A 15,517-nucleotide genomic window follows, 5' to 3' on the forward strand; every position below is an offset into this window, starting at 1 on the left:
GTATTCCCGGGCGGTGCGGCTCACGCGGAGACGTCCGCGTGCGCCGCATCCGTACCGGTGACGGCGGTGCCGGCGGCCTTGGCCTTCAGCGCCAGCGCCTTCTTATCGCGCTTGCGAATCTCCGGCTCACCCTCGCGCATCTGGGCGTACAGCGGTGCGGCGATGAAGATCGTGGAATAGGTGCCGACGAGCATGCCGATCAGCAGCGCGAGGGAAATGTCGCGCAGGGTGCCGGCGCCCAGGACGAACGCGCCGATCACCAGGATCGAGGCGACGGGAAGCACGGCCACGATGGAGGTGTTGATCGAGCGCACCAGCGTCTGGTTCACCGCGAGGTTGACCGAATCGGCGAAGGTGCGCCGGGACTCCGGCCCGTCGAGGCTGGTGTTCTCGCGGATCTTGTCGAACACCACCACGGTGTCGTAGAGCGAGTACCCGAGAATCGTGAGGAAGCCGATCACGGCGGCCGGGGTGATCTCGAAGCCGGTGATGCCGTAGAAACCGGCGGTGATGACGAGGTCGTGCAGCAGCGCCACCATGGCCGCTACGGCCATCTTCCAGGTGCGGAAGTACAGCGCCATCACGACACCGGCAAGCACCAGGAAGGTCAGCAGGGCGCGGATCGCGGAGGCCGTGATGTCCTGGCCCCACGACGGGCCGATGAACGAGCTCGTCACCTGGGCCGGGTCGACGTTGTAGGCGGAGGCCAGGGAGGCGCGCACCTCACGGCTCTCGGTGTCGGTGAGTTGGTCGGTCTGCACCCGGATGCCGTCGCTGCCGACCGCGGAGATCTTCGGCACGGCGCTGGGCACGACCTCGGTCACGGCGTCGGCGGCCGCACCCTGGTCTTGGGTGGAGATCTCGGACAGCACGAACTCGCTGCCGCCGGTGAACTCGATTCCGAAGGTGAATCCACCGCGGAGGATCGGACCGAGGATCGCGATCAGGATCATGATTCCGGCGACCGTATACCAGACCTTGCGGCGCCCGACGATGTTGTACGACAGCTTGCCGGTGTGCAGGTCGTTGCCGAACTGGTTGAAGCTGGCCATTAGGAATCCTTCCCGTCGGTCGAGCTACTCGAGCCGGATCCGATGAGCTCAGCCGCCTTGCGTTCGGCGATGGTCTGGCGCTTCACGGCCTCCTTGCTGGAGGACGCCGCCCTGCGGGAGGCGACCTCTGCGGAAGGCTGGAACTGCGCCCGACCGCGGTAGACGGCGCCGAGGGCGCGTGGGTCGAGTCCGCTGAGTTTGTGCCCGTCGCCGAAGAACTTCGTGCGTGCCAGCAGCTGCAACACCGGGTGGGTGAAGAGGGCGACCACCAACAGGTCGACGAGGGTGGTGAGTCCGAGCGTCAGGGCGAAACCGCGAACGTTACCCACCGCCAGGATGAACAGCACGGCAGCGGCCAGGAAGTTGACGGTGTCGGAGGCGAGGATGGTGCGGATCGCCCGGCGCCAGCCGGACTCGACGGCGGAGACGAGCCCCCTGCCGTCGCGGAGTTCGTCCCGGACTCGTTCGAAGTAGACGATGAACGAGTCGGCGGTGATACCGATGGCCACGATCAGGCCGGCCACACCGGCGAGGGAGAGCCGGTAGCCCTCTCGCCAAGACAGCAGGGTGATCAGGAAGTAGGTGACGACACCGGCGACCACGAGCGACGCGACCGTGACCAGGCCCAGCAGGCGGTACTGCGCGAGGGAGTACAGCACGACGAGGATCAGGCCGATCAGGCCGGCGATGAGGCCGCTCTGCAACTGGGTGGAACCGAGGGTGGCCGAGATGGTGTCCTGGCTCTGCACGGCGAAGCTGATCGGCAGGGCGCCGAACTTGAGCTGGTCGGCGAGGGCCTTTGAGGTGTCCTGGTCGAACGAGCCGGTGATCTGCGGCTTGCCGTCGGTGATCACGGCGAGGGTGCGCGGGGCGGAGATGACTTTGCCGTCGAGAACGATCGCGAACTGGTTCTGGGCGCCCTCGAGGCCGCTGAGGCGGGTGGTGACGTCGGCGAAGGCCTTGGTGCCGGTGGAGTCGAAGACGATGTTCACGGCCCACTCGCCGGTGGTCGCGCCGCTCTGGGTGGTGACCTGGCCGTTGGTGGCGTCGGAGATGTTCTCACCGCTCACCTCGACCGGGCCGAGGATGTACTTGACCGAGCCATCCGTCTCGCAGGTGATCAGCGGCTCGTCGGCAGGTGCGACGTTGCTGGTGTCAATGTCGCTGCACTGGAAGCTGTCGAACTCTGCCTGCAGCGCGGGAGTGATGTTGTTCAGGTCACTCGCGTCGGTGGGCGCGACGGTCGGGGTGGCGGCCGGGGCCGCCTCGGTTGCTTCGGGCGTTGCCTCCGCCGCGGCGTCGTCGGTGGCGCCCGGCGTGGGCGTTGCGGTGGAGTCGTCGGTTCCGACACTGTCGGCAGAGGGCGCTGAGGCGATCAGGACCGGACGGAACTCGAGCTTGGCCGAGGATTCGATCCGGTTCAGGGTGGCGTCATCCGGCGTGCCCGGAATGGACACGACGATGTTCTGGCCGCCCTGGGTGTTGATCTCGGCTTCGGAGACCCCGGAGGAGTCGATGCGCTGCCGGATGATCGACACAGCCTGGTTGAGCTGTTCGGATGACACGGTCTGGCCGGACTCGAGCTGGGGCGCGAGGGTGATCTGCGTGCCGCCCTCGAGGTCGAGCGCGAGCTTCGGGGTCCAGGAGCCGCCGCCGGTGAGCACCCCGACCCCGTTGAGAGCGATCAGACCGATGATGATCACGCCAAGCCAGGACAGGGAACGCCAGGCCTTCTTGGTCGGAGACGACTTAGCCACCTATTGAACTCAGCTTTCTTTGCTCGTGCCCGAGTCAGCTGACTCGGGCACGGAGAGGGGATGTGTTACGCGTCGCCCTTTTTGGGTTCGGTGTTGGTGTCGGCCTGGACCTGGTCGGTCGAAGGCTCCTCAGCGGTGCGCTGGCCGTACTCCGGCTCGCCGGTGATGGCTGCCGTGGTGTCGTCCTCGACCGGGGTCTCGTCGAGGTCGTCGTCGGCGACGGTGGGCTCAACGACGCGGGCGATGGTCTGGCGGTGGATCTGGACGATCGTGCCGGGTGCGATCTCGAGGGCGACCTTGTTGGCTTCCTCGTCGATCGACACAATGGTGCCGTAGAGACCGAAGTTGGTCATGACGTCGGCGCCGGCCACCATCTGCGACTGCAGGGCCAGGGTGTCCTTCTGGCGCTTACGGCCGTTGCGAAACATGAAGAATACGAGCAGCGCCAGAACGGCGAGCATGACAAGAGTCAACGGATCCATAGAACTGTGAAACCTTCCCGTAGCGCACATAGCGTGGCGACAGAGTTTTTGATGAGCGTGGAGTGAGGGGGTACGGGTCGGCGTGCCTGACCAGCTTGAATTATAGAACATCCAAGGTGAGCGCAGCCTGAGGATTGTTCAGGCCGAAATGCCGCCACGCTGCGGCAGTGGCAACCCGCCCTCGCGGGGTGCGCGTGAGGAAGCCTATCCGTACCAGGAAGGGCTCGACGACCGATTCGATGGTTTCGGGTTCCTCCCCCACCGACACGGCCAGCGTATTCAGTCCAACCGGCCCACCCCCAAAACGGGTCAGCACGATGTTCATCACCTCGCGGTCGAGGCGGTCAAGGCCGATTTCGTCGACATCGTACAGTTCGAGCGCGGCGTGCACCGCGGCCAGGTCGGCGTCGCCGCCGTGCACCAGCGCGTAGTCGCGCACCCGGCGCAACAGCCGGTTGGCGATCCGCGGGGTGCCCCGGCAGCGTCCGGCGATCTCGGCGATGGCCTCCCGGTCGATGGCGAGCCCGAGCAGGCTGGCCGCCCGCACCAGCACCAGCTCGAGTTCGGCGTCGGCGTAGAACTCCAGGTGGGCCGTGAAGCCGAACCTGTCGCGAAGGGGGTTGGGCAGCATGCCGGACCGGGTGGTCGCGCCGACCAGGGTGAAGGGAGCCAGGTCGAGCGGTACCGAGGTGGCGCCGGCGCCCTTGCCCACCATGATGTCGATGCGGAAGTCCTCCATCGCCAGGTAGAGCATTTCCTCGGCCGAGCGGGCCATCCGGTGGATCTCGTCGATGAAGAGCACCTCACCGGGCACGAGCGAGGAGAGCACGGCGGCCAGGTCGCCGGCGTGCTGGATCGCCGGACCACTCGACATCCGTAGCGGACGGTTGCCCTCGTAGGCGATGATCATGGCCAGGGTGGTCTTGCCCAGGCCGGGAGGCCCGGCCAGCAGGATGTGGTCGGGGGTGCGCTGCTGCATGGATGCTGCCGTGAGCAGCAGTTGCAGTTGGCCGCGGACCTTCTGTTGGCCGACGAACTCGGTCAGGCTCTTGGGTCGCAGGGCGCCCTCGAAGGCCAGCTCGGCGTCGCCTTCGAGGGACGGGTTGGTCAGCTCGACTCCGGGGTCGTCGGACATCAGCGGCGCTCCGCGGCGTTGGCCGTGCCGGCGTGCTGGGCGGGCCCGAGCCGGGCCAGGGCGAGTCGCAGCACTGCCGCGACTCCGGCCTCCTCTGCGTCGAAGTCGGCACTGCCGGCCAGGATCTCGTCGACGGCTTGCGCGGCCACCCGCTCGGACCAGCCGAGGCCGATCAGGGCCGTCTGCACACTGGCGCCCACTGTCGCCGACGCGACGGCGGTCCGGCCCGGGCCGGCGGGTGCGGCCGTGACCGCGAGCTTGCCGACCAGGGACAACACGATGAGCTTGGCGGTCTTGGGTCCGATTCCGCTGACCTTGCGGAAGACGGCGTCGTCCTCGGTGTTGACGGCCTGTGCGATTTGGTTGGGGCTGAGCACGGCGAGCACCCCGAGTGCGGACTTGGGGCCAACACCGGTGACACCGACGAGCAGTTCGAAGACGGCGAGTTCTTCTGCACTGGGGAAGCCGTACAGGGTCAGCGAGTCCTCCCGCACGATCAGGGTGGTGGACAGTCGCGTCTCGGCGCCGATCCGGGCCGTCAGGGCGGTGGACGGGGTCACCTGCAGGGCCAGGCCCACTCCCCCGACCTCGATGACCACCGTTGAACCCAGGGCGGAGAGGACGGGGCCGCGCACAGAAGAAATCACCTATTCAGCCTACGGGGACCAGCCGACGTTCCTGCCGCCGGTCCCGGCGCGTTGCCGCGTTCGGCGTCGCGCCAGGCCTTTTGGGCCGGCGTCAGAGCGCCGGGGCTGAGCGACGGCGTCGACCGGCGTCCAGCCGCGACCGCGCCGCTGGTGGGCAGCACCCCGCCGCCCACTCCGGTGCGCCAGGCGTGGCAGATGGCCAGGGCCAGGGCGTCCGCGGCATCCGCCGGCTTGGGGATCTCGGCGAGTCCGAGCACCCGGGCGACCATCGTGCCCACCTGCTTCTTGTCCGCGGAACCGTAGCCGGTGATGGCCGCCTTGACCTCGCTGGGGGTGTGCAGGGTGACCGTGAGGCCGCGCTTGGCGGCGAGCATGAGGGCGACACCGCTGATCTGCGCTGTGCCCATCACTGTGCTGACGTTCTGCTGGGCGAAGACGCGCTCGATCGCCACGAAGTGCGGCTGGTGCCGGTCGAGGAGTTCTTCGAGCCCCTCGCTGATCAGGAGCAGGCGGCGTTCGAGGGGCAGGTCGGGGGCGCTGCGCAGAACCTGCACATCGACCAGGGTCGCCGACCGGTTGGCTGCGACGTCGACGATGCCGACGCCGCAGCGGGTCAGGCCGGGGTCGATGCCCAGCACCCTGACCGTCATCGGTTGGCTATTCGCTGTCGGCTTCGAGTTCGGCCTGCACGTCGGCCGACACATCGTAGTTGCTGTAGATGTTCTGCACGTCGTCGAGTTCCTCGAGGGCGTCGATGAGCCGGAACACCTTGCGGGCGGTCTCGGCGTCCACCTCGATCTTGAGCTGGGGCACGAAGGCGATGTCGGCGGAGTCGTAGTCGATCCCGGCCGTCTGCAGCGCGGTGCGGGTGGCGACCAGGTCCTGGGCCTCACTGAAAACCTCGAACTTGTCGCCGTCATCGACGACTTCCTCCGCCCCCGCGTCGAGCACCGCGGCGAGCACGTCGTCCTCGGTGACATCGTTGCCCTTGGGGACGACGACGATGCCCTTGCGGTGGAAGTTGTAGGCGACACTGCCGGGGTCGGCCATGTTGCCGCCGTTGCGGCTCACGGTGGTGCGCACCTCTGCGGCAGCGCGGTTCTTGTTGTCGGTGAGGCACTCGATCATGATGGCGACACCGTTGGCCGCGTAGCCCTCATACATGATCGTCGTGTAGTCGACGACCTCGCCGGACAGGCCGGCGCCGCGCTTGACTGCGCGGTCGATGTTGTCGTTGGGGACGGAGGTCTTCTTGGCCTTCTGGATCGCGTCGACCAGGGTGGGGTTACCCGACAGGTCAGCGCCGCCCATGCGGGCCGCGACCTCGATGTTCTTGATCAGCTTGGCGAACGCCTTGGCCCGACGTGAGTCGGTGACGGCCTTCTGGTGCTTGGTGGTGGCCCACTTGGAATGCCCGGACATGAATCTCCCGTGTGTCGCTTACTCGTGCGACGCGCATCCGGCGTCGGCTTCTGATGGCGGTGCATCGGTGCACCGCTGGTTGGTGTTACTGGGTTCTGGCGTGCTTCTGGGGTGCTCGCTGACGCGTGCACGCACCGCGTTCGGTGGAGCGCTGGGTGCCCTGCCAGTCTAGCCCGGGTGCCCCACGGCCATCCTGCGCCTCACCGTCAGGCGGGCAGGTCGAGGATCTTCCGCAGCGTGCGCAGGTTGCGGTTGGTGGTGCTGGATTTGAACCGGGCCTTGGCGGCCAGGCTGCTGAACGGGCTCTTGATGCCCACCTCCCGGCGAACCTGCCAGTAGAGCACCCCGGCGCCGCGCCGAACCTGCTCGTCGGCCGGGTCGAGGTCCGGCGCCGCACGCATCAGCTCATCGAGCCGATCCGGATCGGAGCCGAACATGACGTAGGAGTGCCAGCCGTCGCGCTCGTCGAAGGGGTAGTCGTCGACTGCGACGGCAAGGTCGGTGCGGTCGAGCAGCACCACCCAGGCCTCGTAGCCGAACGCCTCGGTGAGGGCGTGTTCCAGGCCGGACTTGAGCGCGGCGGCATCCGTCTGGTCGCTGGTGAAGACCACGTTGCCGCTGGCCAGCACCGTCTTCACATCGGTGTGGCCCAGGGCACGTACGGTCTCGGCCAGCGCCGCCATCGTGATGTTGATGCCGCCAACGTTGATGCCGCGCAACAGCGCGATGTATCGGGTCATGCGCCCCATTCTGGCGCACCGGCAACGGCAACCCGCACCGTGCGGGTCAGGAACCGAAGCCGGCCCGGTGCACCTTCTTCAGGAAGTACTCGTGGAAGCGGTACTCCCCCGTGATCTCGGGGTGAAACGAGGTGCCGAGCAGGTTGCCCTGCTCCACGGCGACGCAGCGCCCGTCTGCGAGGGTAGCCAGGGCCGTGGCACGGGGCCCGACGGTGTCCACGACGGGTGCGCGGATGAAGACGGCGTGCACTGCGGGGCTGCCGAGCGCGGGGATATCGAGGTCGGTCTCGAACGAGGCCGTCTGCGATCCGAAGGCGTTTCGCCGCACGCTGATGTCGAGGCCGCCGATGCTCTGCTGCCCGGAGATCCCGTCGAGCACGGTGTCGGCCAGCATGATCAGCCCGGCGCAGGTGCCGTACACCGGCAACCCGGCCGTGACTGCCGCCCGGAGGGGCTCGGCCAGGCCGAACATGCGGGTGAGCTTGTCCATCACGCTGGATTCGCCGCCCGGGATCACCAGACCGTTGACGCCGGCCAGTTCCTCCGGGCGGCGTACGAGCACAACATCGCTGCCGAGCGCACGCAGAACGTCGGCATGCTCGCGAAAATCGCCCTGCAGGGCGAGTACTCCAACCGTCATGGAAGCGCGAGCTACCAGCCGCGCTCTGACAAACGGTGCGGGGCGGCGAGGTCGGAGACGTTGATGCCAACCATGGCCTCGCCGAGGCCGCGGGACACCTCGGCGATGATCTTGGCGTCGTCGTAGAACGCGACGGCCTTGACGATGGCGTTCGCGCGCTCCTGCGGGTTTCCGGACTTGAAGATGCCAGAACCCACGAACACGCCGTCGGCGCCGAGCTGCATCATCATCGCCGCGTCGGCGGGGGTGGCCACGCCGCCGGCGGTGAACAGCACGACGGGCAGCTTGCCGGTCGCCGCGATCTCGGCGACCAGCTCGTACGGGGCGGACAGTTCCTTCGCGGCCACGTAGAGCTCGTCCTTGGTGAGCGACGACAACCGGGCGATCTCGCCCTTGATGGTGCGGATGTGCTTGGTCGCCTCTGAGACGTCGCCGGTGCCGGCCTCGCCCTTGGAGCGGATCATCGCGGCGCCCTCGGTGATGCGACGGAGCGCCTCACCCAGGTTCGTCGCACCGCAGACGAAGGGAACCGTGAAGTTCCACTTGTCGATGTGGTTGACGTAGTCGGCCGGGCTGAGCACTTCGGACTCGTCGATGTAGTCCACGTCGAGGGCCTGCAGCACCTGCGCCTCGACGAAGTGGCCGATGCGGGCCTTGGCCATCACCGGGATGGAGACCTCGGCGATGATGCTGTCGATCAGATCGGGGTCGCTCATGCGGGCGACACCACCCTGCGAGCGGATGTCGGCGGGAACTCGCTCGAGCGCCATCACGGCGACAGCGCCGGCGTCCTCGGCGATCCGCGCCTGCTCGGCGTTGACGACGTCCATGATGACGCCGCCCTTCAGCATCTCAGCGAGTCCGCGCTTGACGCGGCTGGAGCCGAACTGCTCGGAATTCGTGGTGTCAGTCATGCTGCGATTCTATTCCTTGCGTTTGGTGTCGCCTGGTGGCGCTGAACGGCACGGGTGATGAGAACTGGTATGGAGACTGGGGTGGTGCGGGGCGATGGGCCTCGCGGTCGGAACGGGCAGGACGGGGCGGGTCAGGAGGCGGCGGGCCATCCTTCTGCGACCTCGCGTCGTACGTCGCCGAGCAGCCGGGGAATCGCCTTGGTTCCGGCGATGATCGGGAAGAAGTTCGAGTCCAGCGCCCAGCGAGGCACGATGTGCTGGTGCAGGTGCTCTGCGATCCCCGCTCCGGCGATCCGGCCCTGGTTCATGCCGATGTTGAAGCCGTCGCAACGCGAGGTGGCCTTGAGCACGCGCATGGCCACCTGGGTCAGGCTGGCGATCTCCGCGACCTCTTCAACGGTGGCCTCGTCGTACGTGGCCACATGGCGGTAGGGGCAGACCAGCAGGTGGCCGCTGTTGTACGGGAAAAGGTTCAGCAGCACGTATGCGTGCTTTCCCCGCGCCACGATCAGGGCCTTCTCGTCGTCCATCGACGGGGCGATGCAGAACGGACAGTCGTCCTTGTGCGGCTGCTGGCCATCCTGAATGTAAACCATGCGGTGCGGGGTCCACAGTCGCTGGAAGGCATCCGGAACCGCGGCGAAGTCGCCGGAGTTCTCCACCTGTACCCCGCCGGCCAGATCTTGAGGGCTGCCGGAGAGGCGATCCCACGGAGTGTCTGTCGGCTCTGCCGGAGTGGTCTCGGTCATCCTCAGGCCTCGTCCGCTCCGGGGGCGCCGACCAGGGCGACCGGGGAGCCTGCCTCGGCGAAGTCGGCGGCGCCGAGGACCTGCGCGCGGGTACTGATCGACGCGATGATCCGGCGGATGGCGTCGGCGACCGGCACCCCGTTCTCCTGGGTGCCGTCACGGAACCGGAAGCTGACCGCGCCGTTGGCGCGGTCGTCTTCGCCGACGATGAGCTGGAACGGGATCCTCTGCAGGGTGGCGTTGCGGATCTTCTTCTGCATCCGGTCGCTGGAGGAGTCGAGTTCGACCCGAACGCCCGAGCTCTTGAGCGTGGACAGGACCTCCCACAGGTAGTCCTCGTACTGCTCGGACACGGGGATGCCGATGACTTGCACCGGCGACAGCCAGACCGGGAACGCGCCGGCGTAGTGCTCGAGCAAGATCGCGAAGAATCGCTCGATCGAGCCGAGCAGTGCGCGGTGGATCATCACGGGCTGCTGACGGGTGCCGTCCGGTGCCGTGTACTCGAGGTCGAACAGCTCCGGCTGGTTGAAGTCGAGCTGCACGGTCGAGAGCTGCCAGGTGCGGCCGATCGCATCGCGGGCCTGAACGGAGATCTTCGGGCCGTAGAAGGCCGCTCCGCCGGGGTCGGCCACGAGCTCGAGTCCGGAGTCCTCGCCCACCTGGCGGAGGGTGTCGGTCGCGGCGGCCCACTGCTCGTCCGTGCCGACGGACTTCTTGGGGTCGCGGGTGGACAGTTCGAGGTAGAAATCGGTGAGGCCGTACCCACGAAGGGTCTCGAAGACGAACTCCAGCTGACTGGCGACCTCTGCCCGTACCTGGTCCTGGGTCACGTAGATGTGTGCGTCGTCCTGGGTGAGGCCGCGCACGCGGGTGAGGCCCTGCAAGGTGCCGCTCTTCTCGTAGCGGTAGACGGTGCCGAACTCCGCCAGGCGCAACGGGAGTTCACGGTAGCTGCGGCCACGCGCCTTGAAGATCAGGTTGTGCATCGGGCAGTTCATGGGCTTGAGGTAGTAGTCCTGGCCCTGACGGGTGACGTTGCCTTCCGCGTCGACCTCTTCGTCGAGGTGCATGGGCGGGAACATGCCGTCGCGGTACCAGTTGAGGTGCTGGCTGGTTTCGAACAGGTGGCCCTTGGTGATGTGCGGGGTGTTGACCAGGTCGTAGCCGTTGGCGAGCAGGCGCTCGCGCATGTAGTTCTCGATCTCGGCACGGATGATGCCGCCCTTGGGGTGGAAGACCGCAAGGCCGGAGCCGATCTCTTCGGGGAACGAGAACAGATCGAGTTCCTGGCCGAGCTTGCGGTGGTCGCGCTTGGCCGCTTCCTCCAGGCGGGCCTTGTAGGCGCGCAGTTCGTCCTTGGTGGGCCAGGCGGTGCCGTAGATGCGCTGCAGCTGCGGGTTCTTCTCCGAGCCGCGCCAGTAGGCGGCAGCCAGGCGGGTGAGCGAGTAGCCGTTGCCGATCATGCGGGTGTTGGGCAGGTGCGGGCCGCGGCAGAGGTCCTTCCAGACGGTCTCGCCCGTCTTCGGGTCGACGTTGTCGTAGATGGTCAGCTCGGCGCCGCCGACCTCGACGGACTCGTTGTCGCCGTTCTCGGTGGTCGAGTCTGTCGCTTGGGTCGAGCCTGTCGAGACAGTCCCCTTGATGCCGATGAGCTCGAGCTTGTACGGCTCTGCGGCCAGTTCGGCGCGAGCCTCATCGTCGGTCACGACCCGGCGCACGAAACGCTGGCCCTGGCGGATGATGCGATCCATCGCCTTCTCGAGCGCCTTGATGTCTTCTGGGGTAAACGGCACCGCGACGTCGAAGTCGTAGTAGAAGCCGTCGGTGACGGGCGGGCCGATGCCGAGGCGCGCCTCGGGGTTCACGGTTTGCACGGCCTGGGCCAGCACATGCGCTGCCGAGTGCCGGAGGATGTTCAGGCCGTCGGTCGAGTCGATGGTGACGGGGGTCACGTCATCCGTCGGGGTCACCGTGGTGGCCAGGTCCCTGAGCTCGCCGTTGACGCGCATGGCGACAACGGATCGGTCGGTGAATAGCTCAAAACCGTCAACCACGTGTATTGCTCCCTTGAATAACGAATCATCCAACTTTAGCGGGCGGGAGTGTTGGGTTACGTTCGGGCGGCCGATGCTGCGGGCGTCCGGCCCAGCCAGGCCGCAAGGTCGATGAGAACGGTGGGCGCGAGGTCGATGCCGGGAAGGCCGATCGGTTCGTCCTGGTGACCCGTGTCTGGACTCATGCTGTCTGGACTCATACTGTTCTCCTTCGACGTGGATGGGGCGGGGCGTGGCGCCGGTGCCGGTGCCGGTGCCGTCAGGGAGCGTACGGCGGTTGGAGGCCGACCGCGGCGCAGAACGCATCAGGGTCGTCGGCAGTCTCGGCACCGGGCAGAACCGGGAAGACGGCGTACACGCCATCCGGGCGCAGGCAGGCCTGCAGGGCGGGCACCGTCGGCGCGGGCGGGGCCGGAGAAGTGGGCGCGGCGGGTCCGAAGAAGTCGATCGCCCAAACCGCCTGGCAATTCGACACTGCGGCGGCGGCGGGATCGGCCACCGGCGGCAACGAGGTCGCTGTTCCGTCGTCGGCGATCCTGTCCGTCGGGCTGCCGACCTGGGTGAAGGCCGAATCCGTGCTCGCCTCCGAGTAGCAGTAGGTCGACAGGCTGCGGAGCTCTGGCGTGGCCAGAGTCACCCAGGCGGTGACACCGCCGCCGGCGACGAGCAGTGCGGTCGCTGCGGCCACGATCCCCCGATGACGGCGACGGCGCTGCACGAGCTGGGTTTCCACGGTGTGCAGCAGGCGCTCTTCGAACCGGTCGAAGTCGTCGTCTGTCGGCGTGAGCAGGTTACTGGGCACCATGATTCGGTCCTCCTTTCAAGAGCGTCAGTTCGTCGCGCAGCCGGCCTTTCAGGCGAGACAGCCGATTGCGCACGGTGGCGTGGGTGATTCCGAGGCGGGACGCCGCCTGTTCATAGCTCAGATCGTCGACCAGGCACAGTTCGAAGATCTGCTGGTCGACCGCGGGCTGAGTCGCCATGATCGCGTGGATGGAGCGCATCGCTTCGTCGGCGATGGCGAGCGATTCGGGACTCGGCGCGCCATCAGCGACCTCGACTGCGTCATCGAGGCTGTCCCGCGGGCGGCGAACCTCGCTCCTCCGCCGGTTGAGCGCCAGGTAGCGTGCCGTCGTCACAAGCCAGGGCACGGTTGACTCCCCCACCAGTTCGATGGACGCGCGTTTGTTCCACAGGGTCAGGAAAGCGTCCTGCAGCACCTCCTCGGCGTCAGGGCGGGATCCCAGCACCGAGAAGGCCGCCCAATACACGGTTCGCTGGTGTTCCCGGAAGAGCGCCCGGAACGCATTCCGGTCGCCCCGCCGGACGAGTGAGAAGAGCGCCAGGTCTCCGGTCGGCGTTCCGGCATCGGGGACAGGCGCGGCTGGCTGCACGAACTCCCCCAATCTGCCTCGCCCCCGCTCAGCGTTCGAACCGTCTCACTAGTGAAGTGTTCGGCACAGTGCCAATCGTCTCAGTGCGCCGGGAAAGTCGTCGTCTCTGGCCACCCCAGTTCGGGTGCAGGTGTAAGCGACGGCTTGACCGCCGAGCCCAGAGGCGGATTGAGTGAGCAAGCTGTCGCTCATCGCGGGCGGCTCAGGCGAGGGGGATTCTCATGACACGTCACGGCCCAGATCAACCGGGGTACGGCATCGACCGGGTGTGGCGGCCGCGCGGGTGGGCCGTTGGCGCCGTCGTCGGCGTACTGGTCGTCGTCGCAGGCGCAGCCGGACCGGCCAGTGCCGACGACACCGGGTCCACGGGTGACTACGCATGTTGGTCGGATCTCGGCTCTGGGCTCAGCCTGTGCGTGGACGAGGGGGTCGACCTGGTTGACGCCGTTGCCCAGGAGTACGGCGTGAACCTCGTCGTGCCGGACGGCGACATCCCGGGATCCACCGCGCCGTCGGCACGCCTCGGCAGCGATGCGGGGGCGAGGTCTACGACATCCACCGTGATCTCGGTGATCTACGACAACACGTCATACGGCGGCGGCTCGTACGCCCTGTCGATCGCCAGCGGATGCGGCTGGGGATATTCGAGCCTCGCGGCACTGGGCTGGAACGACCGGGCATCGTCGTACCGGAGCTTCAACGGGTGCACGAGCGCCCTGTTCGCGAACGAGGGCTATTCGGGCGCCTCGACCGGGTATGTAGGCTCCGCGGCCAGCCTGGGGGCCATGAACGACAAGGGCAGTTCCTGGAGCGTGCACTGAGCTCCCACCCGGCGTGCCGGTGACGCGTTAACCGGAACGGGCGCTGCCGGCAAACGAGGGATCTCTGCCGGCAACGCCCGTTGGGGTGATGCCTGGTGGGCGATACTGGGATCGAACCAGTGACCTCTTCCGTGTCAGGGAAGCGCGCTACCGCTGCGCCAATCGCCCAGACCGCGACGTTCTCGCGGGTTGGAGGTGGATACGGGATTCGAACCCGTGTAGACGGCTTTGCAGGCCGTTGCCTCGCCTCTCGGCCAATCCACCGTGTTCGGTCATACGTGTACACCAAAGAAAATCGGCCTCTCGGCCGATATCCTTCGAGCGGATGACGAGATTCGAACTCGCGACCCTCACCTTGGCAAGGTGATGCGCTACCACTGCGCCACATCCGCAACTGCGCGCATTTCTGCGTGCTTGGAAGACTCTACTCGATCTTTTGGACACCGTGTGCACATGACGCGCCCGCGGGGTCCCTGCGGGCACCTAAATGCCCCGTTCCGCCGCGGAATCACGGGGAAAACAAAAAAACCCCCGGGTTTACCGGGGGTTTTCTTGTCTTGCCTGTGATGCTCCGTGGGCGATACTGGGATCGAACCAGTGACCTCTTCCGTGTCAGGGAAGCGCGCTACCGCTGCGCCAATCGCCCAGATCCTGCAAAACAACTGTCACAAACCAGTGCTTCTCAGGCTGGAGGTGGATACGGGATTCGAACCCGTGTATACGGCTTTGCAGGCCGCTGCCTCGCCTCTCGGCCAATCCACCGTGCTTGAAACCGTGTTGGGTTCACCACCAAAGAGAATCGGCCTTTCGGCCGATTCAATTCGAGCGGATGACGAGATTCGAACTCGCGACCCTCACCTTGGCAAGGTGATGCGCTACCACTGCGCCACATCCGCAACTGCTCGCATTTCTGCGTGCGTTGAAGACTCTAGCCGATACTGCGGGGCATATTCAAACCGAGCGATTACCGCGTGTCGCGGCCTCTCGATGTGCGCTCGGCACCCGGTCTGGTCTAGTATCAGATGTCGCAGTCGAGAGGTTTAGGACTGCAGTTCGGGCGATTGGCGCAGTTGGTAGCGCGCTTCCTTCACACGGAAGAGGTCGTGGGTTCGAGTCCCGCATCGCCCACCAGGAAACCCCCGCTCACGCGGGGGTTTTTTCGTGGGGCATGTGCTCAGCGGCGAGTGGTGCCCTACTGCTGGGCTACCCTGCTCAAGACCCCGGTGGACACCTCGGTGTCGTACCCGATGGAGTCCGCGTCCACGAGAGTCAAGGTCACTTCGAGGTCGACGATGCAGGTGCCGTTGACATCGATGTGCTTCTGGATGGTCAGCACTCCGTCGGACACCGTCCCGTCACTGAGGGTTCCGGAGCACTCGAGCTCGTCGTGGCGGATGGTGCCGCTGTATCCGCCGTCGGACTCGATCAGACTGATGTCGACGCCGTGTGAACTGCTGCCCTGCTGGGCCGTTCCTGTCCAATCGCCCGCGAAATCGGCGGTGGGACGGGCGGGCGCCGTTGATTCCTCCGCTGCCGGGGTGGACACTGTCGCCGCCGGCGTGGCCGGCTGCGAGGATGCCGGTGTGGGGTCATCCGCCGGGGCGGAGCTGCACGCCGCGAGGCAGAGCATCGTGGCGGCAGCTAGCACGGTGAATGAGAGTGGTCGAAGCATCGAACTCCTTGATGGCGCATGGTCAGGGGTGCTCG

At 66.8% G+C, this 15,517-nt stretch carries 17 protein-coding genes and 7 tRNA genes; 2 read left to right on the top strand and 22 right to left on the bottom strand.

The genetic code is table 11. From position 1 onward, the window contains the following. Window positions 1-20: 20 nt before the first annotated feature. The 15 genes from secF to CTB96_RS13650 form a co-directional block, all read right to left on the bottom strand. On the bottom strand, window positions 21-1,052 hold the full coding sequence (gene secF / locus CTB96_RS13585; protein ID WP_110127399.1) for a protein translocase subunit SecF: 1,032 nt from the start codon (window positions 1,050-1,052) through the stop codon (window positions 21-23). Next, window positions 1,052-2,809, bottom strand: coding sequence for a protein translocase subunit SecD (gene secD, locus CTB96_RS13590; protein WP_110127400.1), 1,758 nt, complete (start codon window positions 2,807-2,809; stop codon window positions 1,052-1,054). Before secD ends, secF begins: the two co-directional genes overlap by 1 nt. Before the next feature lie 65 nt (window positions 2,810-2,874). After that, window positions 2,875-3,291: a preprotein translocase subunit YajC gene (yajC, locus tag CTB96_RS13595; RefSeq protein WP_110127401.1), complete on the bottom strand. Its 417-nt coding sequence runs from the start codon at window positions 3,289-3,291 to the stop codon at window positions 2,875-2,877. Window positions 3,292-3,391: 100 nt separating this feature from the next. After that, the gene (gene ruvB / locus CTB96_RS13600) at window positions 3,392-4,426 is read right to left on the bottom strand and encodes a Holliday junction branch migration DNA helicase RuvB (RefSeq protein WP_110127402.1); all 1,035 of its coding nucleotides are present in this window, start codon (window positions 4,424-4,426) and stop codon (window positions 3,392-3,394) included. Next, a complete protein-coding gene (ruvA, locus tag CTB96_RS13605; RefSeq protein ID WP_110127403.1) occupies window positions 4,426-5,073 on the bottom strand; it encodes a Holliday junction branch migration protein RuvA in 648 nt (215 codons plus the stop codon). Before ruvA ends, ruvB begins: the two co-directional genes overlap by 1 nt. Then, entirely contained in the window at window positions 5,070-5,723 is a 654-nt protein-coding gene (gene ruvC, locus CTB96_RS13610) for a crossover junction endodeoxyribonuclease RuvC (protein ID WP_110127404.1), read from the bottom strand. The genes ruvA and ruvC overlap by 4 nt, the downstream gene beginning before the upstream one ends. Before the next feature lie 7 nt (window positions 5,724-5,730). After that, complete coding sequence (locus CTB96_RS13615; RefSeq protein ID WP_110127405.1) at window positions 5,731-6,495, bottom strand: YebC/PmpR family DNA-binding transcriptional regulator; 765 nt, start codon at window positions 6,493-6,495, stop codon at window positions 5,731-5,733. A 206-nt stretch (window positions 6,496-6,701) separates the two neighbouring features. Continuing rightward, window positions 6,702-7,235, bottom strand: a complete 534-nt coding sequence (locus CTB96_RS13620; RefSeq protein ID WP_110127406.1) for a DUF1697 domain-containing protein — start codon at window positions 7,233-7,235, stop codon at window positions 6,702-6,704. Window positions 7,236-7,281: 46 nt separating this feature from the next. Next, window positions 7,282-7,875: a pyridoxal 5'-phosphate synthase glutaminase subunit PdxT gene (pdxT, locus tag CTB96_RS13625; protein ID WP_110127407.1), complete on the bottom strand. Its 594-nt coding sequence runs from the start codon at window positions 7,873-7,875 to the stop codon at window positions 7,282-7,284. 11 nt (window positions 7,876-7,886) lie between these two features. Next, window positions 7,887-8,789 carry a pyridoxal 5'-phosphate synthase lyase subunit PdxS gene (gene pdxS, locus CTB96_RS13630; RefSeq protein WP_110127408.1) on the bottom strand — a complete coding sequence of 301 codons (903 nt, stop codon included), beginning with the start codon at window positions 8,787-8,789 and terminating at the stop codon, window positions 7,887-7,889. A 131-nt stretch (window positions 8,790-8,920) separates the two neighbouring features. Next, window positions 8,921-9,538 carry an HIT family protein gene (locus CTB96_RS13635; RefSeq protein WP_110127409.1) on the bottom strand — a complete coding sequence of 206 codons (618 nt, stop codon included), beginning with the start codon at window positions 9,536-9,538 and terminating at the stop codon, window positions 8,921-8,923. 2 nt (window positions 9,539-9,540) lie between these two features. After that, window positions 9,541-11,595, bottom strand: coding sequence for a threonine--tRNA ligase (thrS, locus tag CTB96_RS13640; protein WP_110127410.1), 2,055 nt, complete (start codon window positions 11,593-11,595; stop codon window positions 9,541-9,543). A 56-nt stretch (window positions 11,596-11,651) separates the two neighbouring features. Beyond that, complete coding sequence (locus CTB96_RS20550) at window positions 11,652-11,795, bottom strand: hypothetical protein (RefSeq protein ID WP_181397258.1); 144 nt, start codon at window positions 11,793-11,795, stop codon at window positions 11,652-11,654. A 59-nt stretch (window positions 11,796-11,854) separates the two neighbouring features. After that, window positions 11,855-12,400 (bottom strand): hypothetical protein, encoded by a 546-nt coding sequence (locus CTB96_RS13645; RefSeq protein ID WP_110127411.1) that lies wholly within the window; start codon window positions 12,398-12,400, stop codon window positions 11,855-11,857. Continuing rightward, window positions 12,387-12,989, bottom strand: a complete 603-nt coding sequence (locus CTB96_RS13650; protein ID WP_181397259.1) for an RNA polymerase sigma factor — start codon at window positions 12,987-12,989, stop codon at window positions 12,387-12,389. Before CTB96_RS13650 ends, CTB96_RS13645 begins: the two co-directional genes overlap by 14 nt. A gap of 221 nt (window positions 12,990-13,210) precedes the next feature. Here CTB96_RS13650 and CTB96_RS13655 point away from each other — a divergent pair, with 221 nt between their 5' ends. Beyond that, window positions 13,211-13,810, top strand: a complete 600-nt coding sequence (locus tag CTB96_RS13655) for a hypothetical protein (protein ID WP_146215820.1) — start codon at window positions 13,211-13,213, stop codon at window positions 13,808-13,810. 93 nt (window positions 13,811-13,903) lie between these two features. On the opposite strand, the gene CTB96_RS13660 is transcribed toward CTB96_RS13655, so the two are convergent. From CTB96_RS13660 to CTB96_RS13685, 6 genes are all read right to left on the bottom strand, one after another. Then, window positions 13,904-13,978, bottom strand: a tRNA-Val gene (locus CTB96_RS13660). 22 nt (window positions 13,979-14,000) lie between these two features. Further along, a tRNA-Cys gene (locus CTB96_RS13665) sits at window positions 14,001-14,074 on the bottom strand. Window positions 14,075-14,130: 56 nt separating this feature from the next. Next, a tRNA-Gly gene (locus CTB96_RS13670) sits at window positions 14,131-14,202 on the bottom strand. Between the two features lie 182 nt (window positions 14,203-14,384). Next, window positions 14,385-14,456: transfer RNA gene (locus CTB96_RS13675), tRNA-Val, on the bottom strand. A 42-nt stretch (window positions 14,457-14,498) separates the two neighbouring features. Further along, window positions 14,499-14,572: transfer RNA gene (locus CTB96_RS13680), tRNA-Cys, on the bottom strand. Between the two features lie 62 nt (window positions 14,573-14,634). After that, window positions 14,635-14,706, bottom strand: a tRNA-Gly gene (locus CTB96_RS13685). Between the two features lie 159 nt (window positions 14,707-14,865). On the opposite strand from CTB96_RS13685, the gene CTB96_RS13690 reads away from it, so the two are divergent. After that, window positions 14,866-14,941, top strand: a tRNA-Val gene (locus tag CTB96_RS13690). Window positions 14,942-15,002: 61 nt separating this feature from the next. On the opposite strand, the gene CTB96_RS13695 is transcribed toward CTB96_RS13690, so the two are convergent. Beyond that, window positions 15,003-15,482: a hypothetical protein gene (locus tag CTB96_RS13695; protein ID WP_110127414.1), complete on the bottom strand. Its 480-nt coding sequence runs from the start codon at window positions 15,480-15,482 to the stop codon at window positions 15,003-15,005. Window positions 15,483-15,517: the final 35 nt, after the last annotated feature.

Source organism: Cryobacterium arcticum, from assembly GCF_003185895.1.
Taxonomy (GTDB): domain Bacteria; phylum Actinomycetota; class Actinomycetes; order Actinomycetales; family Microbacteriaceae; genus Cryobacterium; species Cryobacterium arcticum.